This window comes from Microbacterium sp. zg-YB36, assembly GCF_024623575.2.
In the GTDB taxonomy this organism is placed as follows: Bacteria; Actinomycetota; Actinomycetes; order Actinomycetales; family Microbacteriaceae; genus Microbacterium.
The window spans coordinates 653235-671014 of record NZ_JANJFD020000001.1; the positions used below are offsets into that span (position 1 = coordinate 653235).

Here is a 17780-nt window from a genome sequence, read left to right on the forward strand (position 1 = left end):
CATGCAGACACGCCGCACCACCTGGACCATCGGAGGCCTGGGACTGATTGTCTGCGGGCTGCTCGCGATCTTCGAGTACACCATCAGCCGCGGCCCGGGTGCCGCTCTATTCACTTTTCCCGGGGAGCTGCCGTTCGCCGCCATGGTGCTGCTGTTCGCGATCGGGCTGTCGCGCGAGGCGAGCGTGGTGAACCGCAAGCCGCTCGGGATGGCGGCACTGATCGTCGTCGCGGTGTGGCCGATCATCGCCTCGATGTTGCTGCCGATCCTGATCCAAGAGCAGACGTCGCCCGGCGACGGGCCGACCGTCTTCACCTACATCGACCTGATCGTCCGGGTCGCCGCCGGCGTGATCGCCGTGATCCAGATCGCTCGCGCCGGCATCGTCCCGTCTCCGTGGCGCTGGGCGCCGCTGTGGGCATTCGCCGCACATGCGGCGGTGTGGGTCGTTCTGCAGATCCTCCTGGTGGGCGCCGGCACCGCCGATCCGCAGGGGCTCGTGAGCCTGATCCTGACACTCAGCCTGGTGGCGAACCTCGTGGGGACGCTCGGGCTCGGCGTGATCGCCCTGGTCCTTGCGCTGCAATCGGGCGCCGAGACCGTCGAGGTGAACCGCTCCCCCGCACCCGCCGTCCACCCCGACGCCACGCTGCACAACGACGCACGCTGACGGCGCGCCGGGCGCCGCCTCGACACCGCGCCACCGCGGCAATACGCTCACGACTATGGACAGCACGCTGGCGTGCCTGGCTGCATGGATGCCACGTCAGCGCTGGTACGCGGCTAAGGGTCGCACTCTTCACCTGCGCTACATCGCGTCGTGGGACATCCCCACCGCCGAACCGGGCGTGCGCGTGCGCACGCTGCTCGTGGTCGACGAGGGCGCCCTGCCCGCCGTCGTCTACCAGGTGCCGCTCGTCGCCCGCGCCACCAGCGCGGTCTCCGCCGCCGCGGCGGCGCACATCATCGGCCACCCGGAACCGGGCACCACCCTCATCGACGGCCCGCATGACCCGGCCTACTGCGCGGCGCTGCTGGGCCTGGTCACCGCCGGCGGCACCGCGCGCGGCCCTCGCACCGTCGCCACTGGGCGCCCCGTGACTGCGGCGTCGTACCCGGCATCGGCCACCGCCGACCATCAGACCGGTGTCGTCACCGGCGAACAGTCCAACACCTCGATCGTCTTCCACTTCGCCGATGACACCCCACCGGTCATCTGCAAGCTGTTCCGGCAGGTGCAGCCGGGCCTGAACCCGGACATCGAGCTGAACACCGCGCTGAGCGACGCGCGATCGCCGCATGTACCGCGTGCGGTCGGCTGGCTCGCATGCGAGTGGCCCGACACCGCCACATCCGCCGGGGCTGTCACCGGTTCACTCGCCTTCGCCCAGGAGTTCTTCCCCAGCGTCGAAGACGCGTGGCGCGTCGCGCTGCGTTCGGCGGCGCACGGCGTGGACTTCGGGCAATCGGCCTACGACCTGGGTGCGGCGACCGCCGATGTGCACCGGTCCCTCGCACACGTCTTTCCGGCGGCACCGGCCTCCACCGGCAACCGCGCCGCACTGCGCGACGCGTGGCAGCGGCGGCTGGCCACCGCGATCGCCGAGGTGCGCCCGCTCGCCGAGGCGCGGCAGGCGATCGAAGCGGTCTACGACCGCGCCCTCGAGGTGGATTGGCCGCCCCTGCAGCGGATCCACGGCGACTATCACCTGGGCCAAGTGGTCCTGGTGCCCGACCGCGGCTGGGTGCTGCTGGATTTCGAGGGCGAGCCGCTGCGCGCGATGACGGAGCGGATGCTGCCCGACCTGGCGCTGCGCGACGTCGCGGGCATGCTGCGCTCGTTCGACTACGTCGCCGGGTCCATCCGCCTGGACCACCCCGACCGCTCCGCCGCCGTCCGCGACTGGGCGCGCGTCGCACGGGAGGGATTCCTCGCCGGCTACAGCCACCGAGCCGGGAGCCGCGTCACGACCACGGGTCCACTGCTGGACGCGCTCGAACTGGACAAGGCGGTCTACGAGGCGACGTACGAATCCCGATCCCGCCCCACCTGGGTCACCATTCCGCTGCGCGCCATCGAGCGACTCGTCGCCGCTCCCGCGATCTGACGCCGGCGCGTCACTCCGCGTCGTCGAGCTCGGCGTCGTCCTGGTCCTCGTCGACCGGTTCCCCGGCCGTCAGTGCGTGCCAACGGTCCCACTCCGCCATCAGCTGGCGGATCGCGGCGTGGAAGCGCGCGGTGGCGGCCCCGGGCGTCGTGTCGCCGAAATAGTGGCGCACCCAACCCTCGAGCCGAGCGGCGGACTCCGGATCGGACAGCACGCGGCCGGCCTCGACAAGGATCTCGCCGGCCTTGTCGGCATCCAACCAGTCGCAGGCCGACAGGTAGCCGTGCGTGTCGATGCTCGCCTGCGGATCGACCGGACGGGTCACCAGCAGCGGGCGACCGGCGGCCAGCCGGTCGTAGACCATCGCCGAGATGTCGACGACCGCCACGTCGGCCGCCGCGAGCTGCCAGCCGAGGTCGGGAGCGTCGTCGAAGACGTGCTGCGCGGTCGGGTCGGCGACATTGGCCGCCGCGATCGCCGCGATGATGCGGTTGTTGGCCGCGCCGTACTGGTCGTCCACGACGCCGGAACGCGGATGCGGGCGGTAGATGAGCCGGTGCGTCGAGCTGTTCAGCACCGCGCGGGCCAGTGCCTCGCCGTGCGACGCGATCGAGCCGTAGTGCGCCGAGGGGCGGTCACCCTCCCACGTGGGCGCGTACAGCACCACGATGCGCCCGTCGGGCGTGTAGGGCAGCACGCCGGAGTAATGGTCGGCCTGCGGCCGGCCGATCTCGATCGCGCGGCGCTCGAGGTCGTAGTCCCACAGCACCCGGCCGAGGCGCTCGCGGGCGGCATCCCCTGCCACCAGCGCGTAGTCGTACGCCTTGAACTGGTTGGTGGTCATGTACATCTTGTCGGACTCGCCGTGGTTGATGAACACGTGCCAGCGACGCCCGTAACGGAACATCTGGAAGTTGCGCGTGTTCTGGTTCACGTACAGCACGACGCGGATGTCCTGGTCGGCGATGAACCGCTCGAGGTCGCGGACGGTCGGCACGAACGCCACCGGCAGCGCGTCGTCGCCCACCAGCGCCCGCGCACCCGTCGCCGCGCGGCTGAGCACCACGACGGGCCACTGCTTGGCCAGCTCGGCGAGCGGCTTGTACCACTGCCGCATCTGGTACATGTTGACCGCACCGTCGGCGAAGTAGACCGCCACCCGGTAGTGCATCAACGGATGCGGTCCGCGTGCGGTCAGCTCGCGGCGCACCTCCCGCACGGCGGTTCTATGCTCGAGTGCCCTTCTCAGCAGCTTGGCGGCCTTGCGTCCATCCGATACGACACCCACCCCTCCAGCCTACGTCGCCGCCCGCGTGACATGATCGACTGATGCTCGACGACGCCCCGCACTCCGGCAAGGACGCGCCCGTCGTCCCCGCAACCGCCGGCGTCACCTTCGTCATGCCCGTGCTCAACGAACGCGACTACCTGGAACGGGCCGTGCGCACCGTGCTGCAACAGGACGTCGCCGGCCGACCCGTGGAACTGGTGCTGGCCCTGGGACCGTCCACCGACGGCTCGAACCAGCTGGCAGCGCGACTGGCCGCCGAAGACAGCCGCATCGTGCTGGTGGAAAACCCTGCCGCCGACATCCCCGTCGGCCTGAATCTGGCCATCCGCGCCGGGCGGTACCCCACCATCGTGCGGGTGGATGCTCATTCCGAGCTGACCCCCGGCTACACGATCGAGGCTCTCAAGACCCTCGACCGGGTGCGTGCGGCCAACGTCGGCGGCATCATGCGCGCCGATGGCCGTACGCCCTTCCAGCGCGCCGTCGCCCGCGCGTACAACTCCCCCATCGGCCTCGGCGGCGGGGCGTACCACAGCGGCGGCGCCGAAGGCCCCGCCGAGTCGGCGTACCTGGGCGTCATGCGCCGGGCAGTGCTGGAGGAAGTCGGCATGTTCGACGAATCCATCCGCCGCGGCGAGGACTGGGAACTGAACCTGCGCATCCGCCGCGCCGGCTACCGGGTGTGGTTCGATCCGGAGTTGGCGGTGACCTACTGGCCGCGCGAGAGCTGGAAGCGGCTCGTGCGCCAGTTCTACGCCACCGGCAAGTGGCGCGGCGAACTGGTGCGCCGCTACGGACGGCGCAACTCGCTGCGCTACTTCGCGCCGCCGGCGCTGGTGGGACTGGCCCTCCTCGCCGTCGTGATCGCAGTCCTGCAGCTCACCGGGGTCATCGCCGGACCGTGGTCGCTCGCGGCATCCGTCGTCTACCTGCCGATCGCCGCCTACGCCGTGCTCATCACTGCGGTGGCGCTGGGCCCCGGCGGCGGCACCGGCTGGCGCGACAAGCTGTGGACGGCCGCGGTGCTGCCCTCGATGCACCTGTCCTGGGGCACCGGGTTCATCAGCGGCGTGCTGCGCGGCGCGCACGACACCGTCGACACGTCACGGCTGGGCTCGCGCAACACCCCGCTGCCCTAGCGAGCGGTCAGCGCGCCACGTACCCCTGGTCGAGGATGCGGGCCACGACCCGCTCGGCGGCGTGGCCGTCATCGCGCGGGTTGAACCGCTCGCGCCACGTCGCATACGCCGCCGCGTGGCGCTGCGGCCCCTCGTCGTCGGCCAGCGCCGCCACGAGTTCATCCGTCGAGCGCACCACTGGTCCGGGTGCGTGTGCGGCGAGGTCGAAGTAGAAGCCGCGCAGCTCGCCGCGATAGTGGTCGAGATCGGGCACCAGGAAGTACATCGGCTTTCCGGTGACGCTGAAGTCGAACATGATCGACGAGTAGTCGGTGATGAGCGCGTCGGCGGCCAGCAGCAGCCGGGCGGTGTCGGGGAAGGCCGTCACGTCGATGACGCGCGGACCCGACGCGTCGCGCCCCGGCAGCAGCGTGCGCGAGTGCCCGCGGACGAGCACGACGGCATCGGATGCCGCCGCCAGCGCCCCCGGATCGACGAAATCGACCATCTGCTCGCGGTCCTCCCGCCACGTGGGTGCGTACAGCAGCACGCGCTCGCCCGGGCCGATCCCGAGTTCTGCCCGGGTGGCCGCACCGTCGCCGGTGACGAGCACGTCGTTGCGGGGGTAGCCCTCCACCCAGATCGGGCGGGACAAGAAGGCGTATGCCTTCTTCATGATGCGTCCGCCGTACGGGTTCTGCGCCAGCAGCACGTTCCATCGCCGCGCCTCGCGGACGACCGCCACGGTGCGCCGCGGGTCGAATCCGGGTCGGTGCAGCGCGAGGCGCTTCAGCGGCGTGCCGTGCCAGGTCTGCAGCACCACCTGCCCGGGGCGACGCTCGAAGCGGCGGCGCAGCCAATCGTTGACCACGAGCAGCCGTGAGGCCCCGCGCGCCCGCCACCACTGCGGCGATCCTTCGACCACCGCGATCGCACCGTCGGGCACCGCGACCGACAGGTCCACCACGCTCCAGTAGCGCGTCACGCCCGGTGCCACCCGCGCCAGTTCGCGATCGATTGCGAGCGGGTTGCAGCTGGCGTTGCGGCCGTAGAAGCTCTCGAAGAACACCGCGTTCTCGAGGTCACCCGAGCGGGTCGCGTAGCGCCGCTCCAGCGCGGCCTGCCCGTCGCCGGAGTCGTAGGCGGGGTTCACCGGCGGACCCACCTGCAGCACGGTGCCCGCAAGCTCCGCCCGCAGCGTCCCCAGCATGGTCAGCGGCACGGCCGCCACCGCCTCCAGCCGCTCCCCGTCGGCACCGGTGACGACCACGTCGTACGAACCCGTCGGCAGCGGCAGCTCGGGGCCGCCCCACCGCGCCGCGCGCAGCGCGAACACGGCCCGCCACGTCGCACCGCGGCCGGTGAGCTTGGCCGCCACCCGCGCACGGGGACCCACCAGCTCGGCACCGGCCGGCCGGGCCCCGGTGCCCGAGAGCTCGAGCGCGGCACCGTCGTCGGCGATGAGACGTGCTCGGATCATACGGAACCCTTCGATCGTGCGGAAAGCCCCGCCCGGATGACGCGGTACACCCGCGCAGTGTTGCCGCCGTCACGATACGCGTGCACGCGCTCGCTCAGCCGCCGCGACCGCTCGACACGCTCGGCGCGGGCGGCATCCTCCCCCAGCACTGCGTCCAGCTGGCCACAGGCCTCCTGCCAGTTCGCAGCCGGATCTTCCCCGGCGACGTCGGCATACGTGCCGTAGAACCCCCGCCGCGCCGCATAGGCCTGCAGGTCCGGCGCGAGGTACAGCACCGGCAGCGGCACGAGCCCCGCGTCGTAGGCGAGCGAGGAGTAGTCGGTGATGAGCACGTCCACGCCGGGGAGCGCGGGCGTGACGTCGGCGACCACGTCGCTGCCCATCAGGCGCACCCGGTCGGTGCCTGCCGGCGGTGCGTAGTGGCCGGCGCCCAGATGGTGCGGTCGCACCAGCAGCACCGCGTCGTGCCGGGTCAGCACGTCGACGATGCGCTGCCACTGCGCGGCATCCGGGATCGACGGGTCCACATCACCGTCACGCCACGTCGGCGCGTACAGCACGAAGCGGGTCGCGTCGGTGACCGGACCGGTGGCCGCAGCGATGACCGCCCGGCCGGCGGCACGCCGGTCATCGGCGGTGCCCTGCGACAGCACGTCGACGCGCGGCTCGCCGGTGACGACGACGCGACCGTCCGGCAGGCCGAACGCCGATTCCAAGCGCCCGCGCACCAGGTGCGAGGCAGCGGGAAGCACGGCGATGGCCGCCGCGGAGTGGCGGAACATCACGCGCAGCAGGGTCCGCACCGCGCGTGAGCGCGGCAGGAAGCGGCTGCGGAGGGTCTCTTCGGAATCGAGCCCGATGCGCTTGAGCGGGATGCCGTGCCACAGCTGCACGATGAACGCCCCCGACTGCGCGTACCGGTTGGCGTCGCCGAACCCGTGGGTGACGACCACGACGCGGGCGCGGGCGGTGCGCCAGAAGCCTCGGAAGGAGTGCTTGGGCACCCAGCGGATGCCGCGGCGTTGCGCCTGCGCGGCCTCGGCGGCGGTGCCGGTGAGCCAGGTCGCGCTGACACCGTGCCGCTCCACGGCTTCGCGCCACAGCGCCCACCCACCGTCGGCCAGACCGGCCGCGGATCCGAAGACCCACTCGTCGCCGGTGCGCGGGATGACGATGGTGGCAAGACGGCCCGCCGCGTACAACGGGATGCGGGCCAGCTTTCCGGCGTTGCCTGCACCGAACGAGAAGGACGCCACCCCGCGAGCCTATCGCGGGGTGGCGTCCTGGTTCGGTCGTGGATCAGTCGGTCAGGTCACCGAGGGTCACGTCGACCGTGCGGGTCTCGCCGTCACGGATGACCGTGAGGCTCACTTCGCTGCCGCCGGCCACGGCACGCACCTGGGCGGTGAGGTCGGTGGCGTCGGTGATCGGCAGTCCGTCGAATCCGGTGACGATGTCGCCGGCGCGCAGGCCAGCCTCAGCGGCCGCGCCACCCTCGGTGACTTCGTCGATGTAGGCACCGGTCGTCGTGGCGCCTTCCACGCTGGCGGCCGGGGCGACCATGGCGCCCAGCAGCCCGTGAGAGGCCTCGCCGGTCTCGATCAGCTCATCGGTGATGCGCTTGACGATGTCCGACGGGATCGAGAAGCCCACGCCGATCGAGCCCGATTCGCCGGACGAGCCGGCCGTGGCGATCGCGACGTTGATGCCGATGAGCTTGCCCTCATCGTCCACCAGCGCGCCGCCGGAGTTGCCGGGGTTGATCGCGGCGTCGGTCTGCAGCACCGAGATCGAGATGGTCGAGGTGGCCTGCTGCGGCTCGCCCTGACCGAAGTCGAAGTAGTACGGGCCCTCTTCGCCCTCGCCCGGCGGCGTCTGCTCCGTGCCGTCTTCGGGCGTTTCGGGAGCGGCCGACGACGCGATCTGGATGGAACGGTTGAGCGCGCTCACGATGCCGTTGGTCACCGTGTTCGACAGGCCCAGCGGCGCGCCGACGGCGATCGCGACGTCACCGACGTTGAGGTCGCCCGATTCGGCGAACTCGATCGGGGTCAGGCCCTCCGCGTCGACGAGCTTGATGACGGCGAGGTCATACAGCGGGTCCAGGCCCACGATCTCGGCGTCGTACACGCGGCCGTCGGCCGTGGTGACCGACAGCTCGGCATCCGAGGTCGCGCCGTCGAGGGTGACCACGTGCGTGTTGGTGACGACGTAGCCGTCCTCGGTGAGGATCACACCCGACCCGGTGCCGCCGGCGTCGCCGGAGCTGGCCGCGATCGTGACGGAGCTGGGCACGACCTTCGCCGCGACCCCGGTGGTCTGGTTGACCTCATCAGGGTCGTTGATCGTGACCGAAGCCGGACCCGAGGCGGTGACCGGCTGCGAAGCGCTCCAGATGTTGACGCCCGCGTACGCGCCGCCGAGGCCCGCCGTGCCGCCCACGAGGGCTGCGGCGACCATCAGCGCGGCGACCTTGCCGGCGCCCACGGTCGACTTCTCGGACCGGGTCCCGCCGGACTCGGTGCCGCTCAGCGGCGCGGTGGGCTGGGTCGCCGACGCGTTGCCGGCGTACGACTGCTGCGGCGCACCGTAGCCGGGGGCGGGTGCACCGTACGGACGACCGGCCGGCTGTCCGGAGCCGTAGGGCGGCTGGACGCCGGGCCGCTGCGGCGCGCCGGGGTACGGCTGCCCGGCGTACGGGCCGGGCTGGGACGCGGACTGCGCCGCGGGCTGCGTCGGCAGCGGCGGGCGCTCAGGAGCGACCGGAGCCGGCTGCTCGGGTGAGCCCGAGGCAGGAATGTCTTCGGGGCGGATGCCCTCGTTCTCGTTCATGCAAATCTCCTTCTGGCAGGCAATCTGACAGGCAAGTACAGATTGCCGCCCGATGCTGTGTGTTGCTTATGCCCCGAATGGGATCACCCTATGCGTGTAGCGTGAGCGGGATGCGAGAGATTCCCGGCGCCTGGCGCCGCGCCGCAACCGGAGCGGGACTGCTGGCCGCAGACGGTACCGCAGTTCCCACCATTTTCGCCGAGATGAGCGCGCTGGCCGCCCGCACCGGAGCAATCAACCTCGGGCAGGGGTTCCCCGACGAGGACGGTCCAGCAGAAGTGCTCGAGGCCGCGCGCGCAGCCATCTCCCACGGCGTGAACCAGTACCCGCCGGGGCGCGGCATGCCGGAGCTGCTCGAGGCGATCGCCGAACACCAGCAGCGCTTCTACGGGCTGCACCTGGATCCGCAGCGACACGTGCTTGTCACAGCCGGGGCCACCGAGGCGCTCGCCGCCGCACTCCTGGCGCTCGTGGACGGGCCCGACGACGAGGTCGTCGTGTTCGAGCCCTACTACGACAGCTATGGCGCGTGCGTGGCACTGGCCGGCGCGCGCCTGGTGACGGTGCCACTGCGCTGGCCCGACTTCCAGCCCGACCTCGACGACCTCCGCCGTGCGGTGACCGACCGCACCCGGGTCATCCTCGTCAACGACCCGCACAACCCCACCGGCGCCGTGTTCACCCGCGAGACGCTCGAGGAGATCGTGCGACTCGCCGACCGCCACGATGCGATCGTCCTCACCGACGAGGTGTACGAGCACCTCGTGTTCGATGCCGTACACATCCCCATCGCGACGCTGCCGGGCGCGTGGGAGCGCACGCTGACGATCTCGTCGGCCGGCAAGACCTTCGCCACCACCGGCTGGAAGATCGGCTGGATCTCGGGACCGGCCGATCTCGTGACGGCGGTGCTGACGGTCAAGCAGTTCCTCACCTACGTCAACGGCGCCCCGTTCCAGCCCGCCATCGCGACCGGACTGCGACTGCCCGACGACTTCTTCGCCGGTGCGGCGGCGACCCTGCGCGCCAAGCGCGACCTGCTCGGGCGGGGACTGCGCGCCGCCGGGTTCGGCGTCTCCACGCCCCAGGGCTCGTACTTCACCGTCGCCGATGCCGCGCCGCTGGGTGCGACGGATGCCGCACAGTTCTGCCGCGAACTTCCTGAACGCGCCGGTGTCGTGGCGATCCCGCTCACCGCGTTCGCCGCCGCCGAGCATCGCGACGACTACGCGACGCTCGTGCGCTTCGCCGCGTGCAAGCGCACCGAGGTGCTCGACGACGCGGTCTCGCGCCTGGCGGTCCTGGGCGGCTGAGCGGCGCCCGGGTCAGCCCCGCGGCTGCACGGTGAACCGGCGCAGCGCCAGCGACGGGTTCACCCGGCGCACCCGCGCGACGGCATCCACTTCCAGATGGGCCACGGCGACGTCGGTGGTCGTGCCGACGGCGGCCAGCTGCACGCCCTGCGGATCCACGATCATCGAGTGCCCCACCCCCAGCGGCGGCGGATGGTCGGATGCCGCGACGAACAGGGTGTTCTCGATCGCCCGGGCCGTCAGCAGCGTCCGCCAGTGGTGCTCCTTCAGCGCCCCGCGTACCCACTCGGCGGCCACCAGGATCACATCGGCACCGGCATCGGCCAGCAGCCGGGACACCTCCGGGAACCGCAGGTCGTAGCAGGTCATCAGGGCGAACCGCAGGCCGCCGACCTCGAACGTCTCCGGTGGGGTCAGCTCCCCCGGCTCCACCCAGTCCGACTCCCGCTGCCCGAACGCGTCGTAGAGGTGGAGCTTGCGGTAGCGGGCCAGCACCCCGGTGGCATCCACCGCCACGACCGTATTGCGCACCTTCTGAGCGTCCCGGCCCCGCTCCAGCAGCCCCGCGACCACGTGCAGGTCGTAGCGGGCGGCGATCTGGATGAGCCCCTGCACGAAGGGGCCGTCGATGTCCTGAGCGTTGCGGGCGAGGGACTCGTCGAAAGGGTCGACGAAGTAGCTGGAGTACTCCGGGAACAGCACGACGCGTGCACCGCGGTCGTGGGCGCGCGCGACGAGTTGCTCGATGTGCGCCAGGTTGGCGTCAGCCCCCGCGGTGGGCCCGAACTGCGCGACGGCGACGGCGACGGATTCGGCACTCATCGGCTCTCCCCTTCTCGGCGGGCGCGCACCACGAGCGGTACGACGATCCACAGCACGGCGATGAGGACGCTCAGCGCGATGCCCGCTGTCCATGATGCCGTGTCGCTGACGACCACGTCGAACACGAAGGCGACGACACCCACCAGCAGCAGCGAGACGGTCAGCAGCGAGATCAGCAGTGCGAGGTGGCCGTAGATGACCACGGTGCCCTTGGCCCGCTGCTGGAAGAGGAGGCGGTGCAGCGCCACCGGCGCCAGCGCGACGATGGCGCTGAGGGCGGCCAGCACGATGAGCACGAGGTAGAACACCCGCTGCCCGTCGCCGAGGTCGGCGAAAGCGGGCTGGAACGCCAGCGCGAGCAGGAACCCGGTGAGGATCTGGGTGCCCGTCTGCAACACCCGCAGCTCCTGCAGCACCTCGTTCCAGTTGCGATCGGCCCGTTCCGCAGGCGTTTCATCGCGCCCGTCCGGCAGGTGTCGGTGTGGTTCGTCGTCGGATGCATCGGGCATGCGTTTCATCCTGGCCAGGCCGCCGGTCGGGGGCAACCCGCGGCGCCGGGCCCGCCCATGTCGCGGAGCCCTTCACAGCCGTGTTAGGCTATTAAACGTGCCGCGGGGTGGAGCAGTTCGGTAGCTCGCTGGGCTCATAACCCAGAGGTCGTAGGTTCAAATCCTGCCCCCGCAACCAAGAGAAGAAGGCCCTCGCGTCAGCGAGGGCCTTCTTCGTTCCCCCGCCGGTCTCACCCCGGATCGAGCACCTGGGCGGTGCCTTCGATGAAGCGCGCGATCGCCTGCAGCTGTTCGTCGTCGAACTGCTCCGCCACGGCGCGCAGTTCCTGCATCCGCCGGCCGAAGGTGCGCTGGAACTCCTCGCGCGTCTGATCGGTGAGTTCCACGATGAGTGCGCGCCGGTCGCGCGGATGCCGCCGACGCTGCACATGCCCGGATTCGCTCAGCCGGTCCAGCAGTTTCGTCGTCGACGCGGTGGAGATCCGCAGGTGCCGGGAGACGTCGTGGGGACTCACCGGCTGCCCCCGCTGCTCGCGCATGATCAGCATCCGCAGCGCCGCCACGTCGGTGGCGTTCATGTCCATGTCGTCCTTCATGCCGCTGTGCATGCGGTCGACGGCGTCGCTGAACGTCCTCACCGCTTCCAGCGCTGACCGCACAGCGCGGTCATGCTCCGTGGACTGCCGGTGCTCCGCGGTCATGTGGACACCCCCGCTCACCATCGGTATCATCGTGCCAGATCGCTAGATAAACTAGCAACCAGGAGCGCTAATGAATGACGAAGAGCTGGTCGTGCTTCTCGACGACGACGGCCGAGAGATCGGCACCGCCGCCAAGTCCAGCGTGCACGGGACCGACACGGCGCTGCACCTCGCGTTCTCCTGCCATGTGCTCAACCCCGCCGGCGAGCTTCTCGTGACGCGCCGCGCGGTCACGAAGAAGACCTGGCCCGGGGTGTGGAGCAACTCCTTCTGCGGGCACCCGCGGCCCGCCGAACCCCTGCTTTCCGCGGTGCGCCGCCGCGCCGAATACGAACTCGGCCTCACCCTCACCGACATCGAGCTGTCGCTGCCACTGTTCCGCTACCGCGCAGTGGATGCCAGCGGCATCGTCGAGCACGAGCTCTGCCCGGTGTACACCGCCCGCACGAGCGCGGAGCCGGTGCTCAACCCGAACGAGGTCGCCGAGGCCCGTTGGGTCGACCCGCTTGCGCTGACCCGGTCGCTCGAGGCGACGCCGTGGGCCTTCAGCCCGTGGCTCGTGCTGCAGGCCCGCCAGCTGCACGTGTTCGATTCACTCACCGCGTCCGGGCGGGGTGCGACATGATCGCGCTGGAGACGGTCGACCGCACCGGCATCGACGAGGCCATCGACGCGGCCTTCGACCGACTCGACGCCCGCATCGCGCCGCTGTCCGGCGACATCCGGCCCCTCGCCGGGGCGATGCGCCGCGCCGCGGCGGGCGGCAAGCGTTTCCGCCCGGCCCTGGTGGCCGCCGCCTACCGCGCGTGCGGCGGGGAGACTCCCGCCGCGGACGGCGTGTACGAGATCGCCGCGGCGTTCGAGCTGCTCCACACCGCCTTCGTCATCCATGACGACGTCATCGACCGCGACACCGAGCGCCGCGGCACCCCGAACATCGCGGGCGAGTTCGCCGTGCTCGCGCGGGATCAGGGGGCGGATGCCGCGGGGGCGGCGCTGCTGGGTGAGACGGCCGGCATCCTCGCCGGCGACGTGCTGCTGCACGAGGCGACGCGCACGGTGTCCCTCACGGACCTGCCGGCGGCGAGCCGGGCGGCAGTGCTGGATCTGCTCGACGACGCCGTGCTGGTCTCGGCCGCCGGGGAACTCGCCGACGTCGCCAATACCGTGCGCCGGGACTACCCGGATGCGGACGAGGTCCTCGCGGCCACCCACGACAAGACCGCCGTCTACTCCTTCGCCTCGCCGCTGCGCGCCGGCGCACTGCTGGCCGGATCGTCGGGAGCCACCGACGCCGCACTGCAGCGTGCCGGCGGACTGGCCGGCCTCGCCTTCCAGCTGGTCGACGACCTCATCGGCGCGTTCGCACCGGCCGCGCGCGCCGGGCGTGTCGAGGGGGCAGACCTGCGGGCGGCCAAGCGCACCCCGCTGGTCGCGCTCGCACGGGAGAGCCCCTCCTGGGCGCAGGTCGACGTCGCCCTCTCGCTGGCGTGGACCGGACCTGTCGCCGTGCGACACGCGCAGCAGGCGCTGGATGCCAGCGGCGCACGGCGGCGCCTGGTGGTGCTGGTGGAGCACACCCTCGCCGACGCCCGCGCGGCCGCCGCCGACGAGGCGCTGCCGGCGCAGGCGACCCTACTGCTGGCGCAACTGTGCGACGCGATCCAGAGACGCATCCCATGAGCACCGGCCTGGAACTGTACGATCGCGCCGCGCAGGCCGCCGCCGGCACGGTCATCACCGCGTATTCCACGTCGTTCTCGCTCGCTGCGCGGCTGCTGGGAACCCGGGTGCGTCCGCATGTGCGCAACGTCTACGCATTGGTGCGCATCGCCGACGAGGTCGTCGACGGTCCCGCCGCCGAGGCGGGGCTGGCGCCGGAGACCCTGCGGCGGGTGCTGGACGAGCTGGAGGCGGAGACCCTGACGGCCATCACCCGCGGGTTCTCCACCAACCTCATCGTGCACGCCTTCTGCCGCACGGCGCGCGAAGCGGGCATCGACTCTTCCCTCGTGCGCCCCTTCTTCGCGTCGATGCGCACTGACCTGTCCGTCGCCGCCCACGACGCGCGCAGCCACGACAGCTACGTGTACGGCTCTGCCGAAGTCGTGGGCCTGATGTGCCTGCAGATCTTCCTCAACATCGGGGCCTCCTCCCCCGTCACCCCTTCCGCGGAGCTGCGCGATGGCGCCCGGCGACTGGGCGCCGCCTTCCAGGACGTCAACTTCCTCCGCGACCTCTCCCACGACGCCACCGCGCTGGGACGGGACTACCTCGGCGTGCGGGCGGGGGGCGCCGCACGCACCGAGGTGCTCGACCGCGTCGACGCCGATCTCGCGGCGGCGGCCGCCGTCGTGCTGCAGCTGCCCTCCGATTGCCGCCGGGCGGTGACCGTCGCCCACGACCTGTTCGCCGCGCTGGCCCAGCGTCTGCGTGCAGACGACGGCATCGGGCAGGACCTGCGCGTGCGGGTGCCCGACCCGGTGAAGGCGACCCTCGCCGCTCGCGCGATGCTGGGGTTCGGCCCGAGAGGGGCACGTACGTGACCCGCACGGTCGTCATCGGCGGCGGCATCGCGGGCCTGGCCACCTCGGCACTGCTGGCCCAAGAGGGGCATGAGGTGACCCTCGTGGAGGCTCGCGACGATCTCGGCGGTCGCGCCGGATCCTGGGAGAGCGACGGATTCCGTTTCGACACCGGGCCCAGCTGGTATCTCATGCCCGAGGTGTTCGAGCACTTCTTCGCCCTGCTGGGCACGAGTGCCGCCGCCGAGCTGGATCTCGTGCCGCTGAATCCGGCGTACCGCGTGTACGGCGAGCCGACCGGCGGCCACCCCGCCGACCGCCTCGACGTCGTCTCGGGCCGCGAGGCGGCGACCGCGCTGTTCGAGTCGCGTGAACCGGGGGCGGGCGCCCGCCTGTCCCGGTACCTCGACTCCGCCGGGGACGCCTACGACCTGGCGGTCACCCGCTTCCTCTACGACACGTACGAGACGATGGCGGGGCTGCGCGACCCGGCGCTCCTGCGCCGGCTGCCCCAGCTGGCCCCGCTGCTCACCCGCAAGCTGGCGACCCTTGTGCAGCGGGAGTTCTCCGACCCGCTGCTGCGACAGGTGCTGGGGTACCCGGCCGTCTTCCTCGGCGGTTCGCCCTTCGAGGTGCCGAGCCTCTACCACCTGATGAGCCACCTCGACCTGGACGAGGGCGTGCTGTACCCGCGGGGCGGCTTCACCACCGTGATCGCCGCGATCGAGCGGCTCGCCCGGGAGCGCGGCGTGACGATCCGCACCGGCACCGGCGTGGCGCGCATCCGTGCCAGCGGGCGCCGCGCGACGGGCGTGGGCCTCGTCGACGGCGCGATCCTCGATGCCGACGTCGTCGTCTCCACCGCCGATCTGCACCACACCGAGACGGCGCTGCTTCCCCCCTCGCTGCGGGAGCGCCCGGAGCGGTGGTGGCGCACGCGCACGCCGAGCCCCGGTGCGCTGCTGCTGATGCTCGGCGTAGAAGGGCCGCTGCCGCAACTGGCCCACCACACGCTGCTGTTCGCGCGGGACTGGCAGGAGAACTTCGCCGCGATCTTCGGCACCGACGCCCGCATCCCGGAGCCGGCGTCGCTGTACGTGTGTCGCCCCAGCGCGACCGACGACACCGTCGCCCCCGCCGGCAGCGAGAACCTCTTCGTGCTGGTGCCGATCCCCGCCGACCCCGCCCTGGGCCAAGGCGGCGTCGCCGGCACCGGCGACGCGCTCATCGAGCGGGCGGCGGATGCCGTCATCGACCAGATCGCGTCCTGGTGTGACATCCCGGACCTGGCCGAACGGGTGCGGGTTCGTCGCACCGTCTCCCCCGCCGATTTCGCCGTCGACCTGCATGCCTGGCGCGGAAACTCGCTGGGGCTGGCGCACACCCTCGGGCAGAGCGCCCTGTTCCGCCCGCGCAACACCTCGAGCAAGGTCGAGGGCCTCTACTACGCCGGCGCCTCGGTGCTGCCGGGGATCGGACTGCCGATGTGCCTCATCTCGGCGGAGCTGGTCGTCAAGCGTCTACGAGGCGACCGCACGACAGGTCCGCTGCCGGTCCCCACCGCCGCGGAGACGTGATGCCGGGGCTGTACCTGCTGGCGATCCTGCTGTCCGCCGCCGGGATCGCGCTGCTTGATGCCCGGCTGCGGCTCGCGTTCTGGGATGCGCCGGGCCGCACCGTGGCGGCGGTGGGCATCGGCACGGCGTTCTTCGTCGCCTGGGATGCCGCCGGCATCGCCGCCGGCGTCTTCATCAAGGGCGACAGCCCGCTGCTGATCGGCATCGATCTCGCTCCGCACCTGCCCATGGAGGAGCCGCTGTTCCTGGCCTTCCTGTGCTATCTCGCGCTGGTGTGCTTCCGCGGCGCGGAGCGCGTGCACCGGCGCCTGCGGCAGCGCCGGGAGGAACCGGCATGACCTACGCCTGGGTCATCCTCCCGTTCGCGCTGGTCACCGTCGTCGTCACCGGGGCCAGCGCCGTCCGGCCGCACTTCGGCCGCCGCATGATCGCCTCCGCTGTGGCCGCCGCCGTGCTCGTGGTACTCACTGCGGTGTTCGACAATGCGATGATCGCGGCAGACCTGTTCACCTACCCGGAGGACGACATCACCGGCATCCGCATCGGACTCGCGCCCATCGAGGACTTCTCCTACCCGGTGTGCGCGGCCTTCCTCGTCCCCGCGGTGTGGACGCTGCTCACGCCGCGGAGCCGCGCGTGAACACCGCGACGCAACTGCTGGTGTCCTCGCGCCCGGTCAGCTGGGTCAACACCGCCTACCCGTTCGCGGCGGCGTATCTGCTCACCGCCCGCGAGGTCGACGTGGTCCTGATCGTGGGGACGCTGTTCTTCCTGGTGCCGTACAACCTGGCGATGTACGGCGTCAACGATGTCTTCGACTATGAATCCGACCTGCGCAATCCCCGCAAGGGCGGGGTACACGGCGCGGTGCTGGAGCGCCGGCTGCACGCCACGACGCTGTGGGCGGCGGGGGTGACTTGCGCCCCGTTCGTGGTGTTCCTCGTGGTGGCGGGCTCGACGGCGTCGTGGGCGGTGCTGGCGGCGAGCCTGTTCTTCGTCGTCTTCTACAGCGCCCCGCCGCTGCGGCTGAAGGAAGTGCCGTTCGCCGACTCGCTGACCAGCGCCATCCACTTCTTCTCCCCGGCCGTCTACGGCTTCGTGCTGGCGGATGCCACGTGGACGTGGCAACTCGTGCTCATCGTCATCGCCTTCGCGCTGTGGGGTGTCGCCTCGCACGCGTTCGGCGCCGTGCAGGACGTGGTGGCCGACCGCGAGGCGGGCATCGCCTCCATCGCGACGGTGCGCGGGGCGCGGTGGACCGTGCGTTTCGCGCTGGCCTGCTATGCGGCATCCGGTCTGGTCATGCTCGGCACGACGTGGCCCGGCCCGCTCGCCGCGGTCCTGGTGCTGCCGTACCTGGCGACGCTGTGGCCGTTCCGGTCGATCACGGACGAAACAGCAGAGGAAGCGACGCGCGGATGGCGTCGCTTCCTCTGGCTCAATCAGTTCGCCGGCTTCGGCGTGACGGTGCTGCTCATCTGGTGGTGGCTGCTCACCTCATGAG

General features: G+C 71.5%; 18 protein-coding genes and 1 tRNA gene. 12 read left to right on the top strand and 7 right to left on the bottom strand.

Annotated elements, in window-relative coordinates; genetic code table 11:
- Position 1 precedes the first annotated feature (1 nt).
- Positions 2-670 carry a hypothetical protein gene (locus tag NQ151_RS03300; RefSeq protein ID WP_257526998.1) on the top strand — a complete coding sequence of 223 codons (669 nt, stop codon included), beginning with the start codon at positions 2-4 and terminating at the stop codon, positions 668-670.
- 55 nt (positions 671-725) lie between these two features.
- Positions 726-2108 carry a maltokinase N-terminal cap-like domain-containing protein gene (locus NQ151_RS03305; protein WP_257526999.1) on the top strand — a complete coding sequence of 461 codons (1383 nt, stop codon included), beginning with the start codon at positions 726-728 and terminating at the stop codon, positions 2106-2108.
- Between the two features lie 10 nt (positions 2109-2118).
- Here NQ151_RS03305 and NQ151_RS03310 read toward each other — a convergent pair whose 3' ends face one another.
- Complete coding sequence (locus NQ151_RS03310; protein WP_257508616.1) at positions 2119-3396, bottom strand: CDP-glycerol glycerophosphotransferase family protein; 1278 nt, start codon at positions 3394-3396, stop codon at positions 2119-2121.
- A 41-nt stretch (positions 3397-3437) separates the two neighbouring features.
- Here NQ151_RS03310 and NQ151_RS03315 point away from each other — a divergent pair, with 41 nt between their 5' ends.
- Entirely contained in the window at positions 3438-4538 is a 1101-nt protein-coding gene (locus NQ151_RS03315; protein ID WP_257508615.1) for a glycosyltransferase family 2 protein, read from the top strand.
- A gap of 7 nt (positions 4539-4545) precedes the next feature.
- On the opposite strand, the gene NQ151_RS03320 is transcribed toward NQ151_RS03315, so the two are convergent.
- The 3 genes from NQ151_RS03320 to NQ151_RS03330 are packed head-to-tail and all read right to left on the bottom strand — an operon-like array spanning position 4546 to position 8829.
- A complete protein-coding gene (locus NQ151_RS03320) occupies positions 4546-5997 on the bottom strand; it encodes a CDP-glycerol glycerophosphotransferase family protein (protein WP_257527000.1) in 1452 nt (483 codons plus the stop codon).
- Entirely contained in the window at positions 5994-7253 is a 1260-nt protein-coding gene (locus NQ151_RS03325; RefSeq protein ID WP_257527001.1) for a CDP-glycerol glycerophosphotransferase family protein, read from the bottom strand. The genes NQ151_RS03320 and NQ151_RS03325 overlap by 4 nt, the downstream gene beginning before the upstream one ends.
- A 43-nt stretch (positions 7254-7296) precedes the next feature.
- Complete coding sequence (locus tag NQ151_RS03330; protein ID WP_257527002.1) at positions 7297-8829, bottom strand: trypsin-like peptidase domain-containing protein; 1533 nt, start codon at positions 8827-8829, stop codon at positions 7297-7299.
- Between the two features lie 110 nt (positions 8830-8939).
- Between NQ151_RS03330 and NQ151_RS03335 the strand changes: the two genes are divergently transcribed.
- The gene (locus NQ151_RS03335) at positions 8940-10142 is read left to right on the top strand and encodes a pyridoxal phosphate-dependent aminotransferase (protein ID WP_257508611.1); all 1203 of its coding nucleotides are present in this window, start codon (positions 8940-8942) and stop codon (positions 10140-10142) included.
- Between the two features lie 12 nt (positions 10143-10154).
- On the opposite strand, the gene NQ151_RS03340 is transcribed toward NQ151_RS03335, so the two are convergent.
- On the bottom strand, positions 10155-10964 hold the full coding sequence (locus NQ151_RS03340) for a carbon-nitrogen hydrolase family protein (protein WP_257508610.1): 810 nt from the start codon (positions 10962-10964) through the stop codon (positions 10155-10157).
- On the bottom strand, positions 10961-11473 hold the full coding sequence (locus NQ151_RS03345) for a DUF6328 family protein (RefSeq protein ID WP_257527003.1): 513 nt from the start codon (positions 11471-11473) through the stop codon (positions 10961-10963). The genes NQ151_RS03340 and NQ151_RS03345 overlap by 4 nt, the downstream gene beginning before the upstream one ends.
- A 101-nt stretch (positions 11474-11574) precedes the next feature.
- Here NQ151_RS03345 and NQ151_RS03350 point away from each other — a divergent pair.
- Positions 11575-11651 (top strand) — tRNA-Met (locus NQ151_RS03350).
- A gap of 52 nt (positions 11652-11703) precedes the next feature.
- Here NQ151_RS03350 and NQ151_RS03355 read toward each other — a convergent pair.
- Positions 11704-12174 carry a MarR family winged helix-turn-helix transcriptional regulator gene (locus tag NQ151_RS03355; protein ID WP_257508608.1) on the bottom strand — a complete coding sequence of 157 codons (471 nt, stop codon included), beginning with the start codon at positions 12172-12174 and terminating at the stop codon, positions 11704-11706.
- Positions 12175-12244: 70 nt separating this feature from the next.
- Here NQ151_RS03355 and idi point away from each other — a divergent pair, with 70 nt between their 5' ends.
- From idi to NQ151_RS03390, 7 genes are read left to right on the top strand one after another with little or no spacing between them, the layout of a single operon-like run.
- The gene (idi, locus tag NQ151_RS03360) at positions 12245-12799 is read left to right on the top strand and encodes an isopentenyl-diphosphate Delta-isomerase (protein WP_257527004.1); all 555 of its coding nucleotides are present in this window, start codon (positions 12245-12247) and stop codon (positions 12797-12799) included.
- The gene (locus NQ151_RS03365) at positions 12796-13857 is read left to right on the top strand and encodes a polyprenyl synthetase family protein (RefSeq protein ID WP_257527005.1); all 1062 of its coding nucleotides are present in this window, start codon (positions 12796-12798) and stop codon (positions 13855-13857) included. Before idi ends, NQ151_RS03365 begins: the two co-directional genes overlap by 4 nt.
- On the top strand, positions 13854-14720 hold the full coding sequence (locus tag NQ151_RS03370) for a phytoene/squalene synthase family protein (protein ID WP_257527007.1): 867 nt from the start codon (positions 13854-13856) through the stop codon (positions 14718-14720). The genes NQ151_RS03365 and NQ151_RS03370 overlap by 4 nt, the downstream gene beginning before the upstream one ends.
- Positions 14717-16276, top strand: a complete 1560-nt coding sequence (crtI, locus tag NQ151_RS03375) for a phytoene desaturase family protein (RefSeq protein ID WP_257527008.1) — start codon at positions 14717-14719, stop codon at positions 16274-16276. The genes NQ151_RS03370 and crtI overlap by 4 nt, the downstream gene beginning before the upstream one ends.
- Complete coding sequence (locus NQ151_RS03380; RefSeq protein ID WP_257527009.1) at positions 16276-16614, top strand: lycopene cyclase domain-containing protein; 339 nt, start codon at positions 16276-16278, stop codon at positions 16612-16614. The genes crtI and NQ151_RS03380 overlap by 1 nt, the downstream gene beginning before the upstream one ends.
- Positions 16611-16916 (top strand): lycopene cyclase domain-containing protein, encoded by a 306-nt coding sequence (locus NQ151_RS03385; RefSeq protein ID WP_257527010.1) that lies wholly within the window; start codon positions 16611-16613, stop codon positions 16914-16916. The genes NQ151_RS03380 and NQ151_RS03385 overlap by 4 nt, the downstream gene beginning before the upstream one ends.
- A complete protein-coding gene (locus NQ151_RS03390; RefSeq protein ID WP_257527011.1) occupies positions 16913-17779 on the top strand; it encodes a prenyltransferase in 867 nt (288 codons plus the stop codon). The genes NQ151_RS03385 and NQ151_RS03390 overlap by 4 nt, the downstream gene beginning before the upstream one ends.
- The last annotated feature ends 1 nt before the right edge of the window (position 17780 follow it).

Bases quoted from the DNA above. Each gene is read 5' to 3' on its own strand.
- idi (WP_257527004.1), top strand. From the start codon at position 12,245: ATGAATGACGAAGAGCTGGTCGTGCTTCTCGACGACGACGGCCGAGAG.
- NQ151_RS03385 (WP_257527010.1), top strand. From the start codon at position 16,611: ATGACCTACGCCTGGGTCATCCTCCCGTTCGCGCTGGTCACCGTCGTC.
- NQ151_RS03300 (WP_257526998.1), top strand. From the start codon at position 2: ATGCAGACACGCCGCACCACCTGGACCATCGGAGGCCTGGGACTGATT.
- NQ151_RS03370 (WP_257527007.1), top strand. From the start codon at position 13,854: ATGAGCACCGGCCTGGAACTGTACGATCGCGCCGCGCAGGCCGCCGCC.
- NQ151_RS03330 (WP_257527002.1), bottom strand. From the start codon at position 8,829: ATGAACGAGAACGAGGGCATCCGCCCCGAAGACATTCCTGCCTCGGGC.
- NQ151_RS03380 (WP_257527009.1), top strand. From the start codon at position 16,276: ATGCCGGGGCTGTACCTGCTGGCGATCCTGCTGTCCGCCGCCGGGATC.
- NQ151_RS03365 (WP_257527005.1), top strand. From the start codon at position 12,796: ATGATCGCGCTGGAGACGGTCGACCGCACCGGCATCGACGAGGCCATC.
- NQ151_RS03340 (WP_257508610.1), bottom strand. From the start codon at position 10,964: ATGAGTGCCGAATCCGTCGCCGTCGCCGTCGCGCAGTTCGGGCCCACC.
- NQ151_RS03345 (WP_257527003.1), bottom strand. From the start codon at position 11,473: ATGCCCGATGCATCCGACGACGAACCACACCGACACCTGCCGGACGGG.
- NQ151_RS03315 (WP_257508615.1), top strand. From the start codon at position 3,438: ATGCTCGACGACGCCCCGCACTCCGGCAAGGACGCGCCCGTCGTCCCC.
- NQ151_RS03320 (WP_257527000.1), bottom strand. From the start codon at position 5,997: ATGATCCGAGCACGTCTCATCGCCGACGACGGTGCCGCGCTCGAGCTC.
- NQ151_RS03355 (WP_257508608.1), bottom strand. From the start codon at position 12,174: ATGACCGCGGAGCACCGGCAGTCCACGGAGCATGACCGCGCTGTGCGG.
- NQ151_RS03335 (WP_257508611.1), top strand. From the start codon at position 8,940: ATGCGAGAGATTCCCGGCGCCTGGCGCCGCGCCGCAACCGGAGCGGGA.
- NQ151_RS03305 (WP_257526999.1), top strand. From the start codon at position 726: ATGGACAGCACGCTGGCGTGCCTGGCTGCATGGATGCCACGTCAGCGC.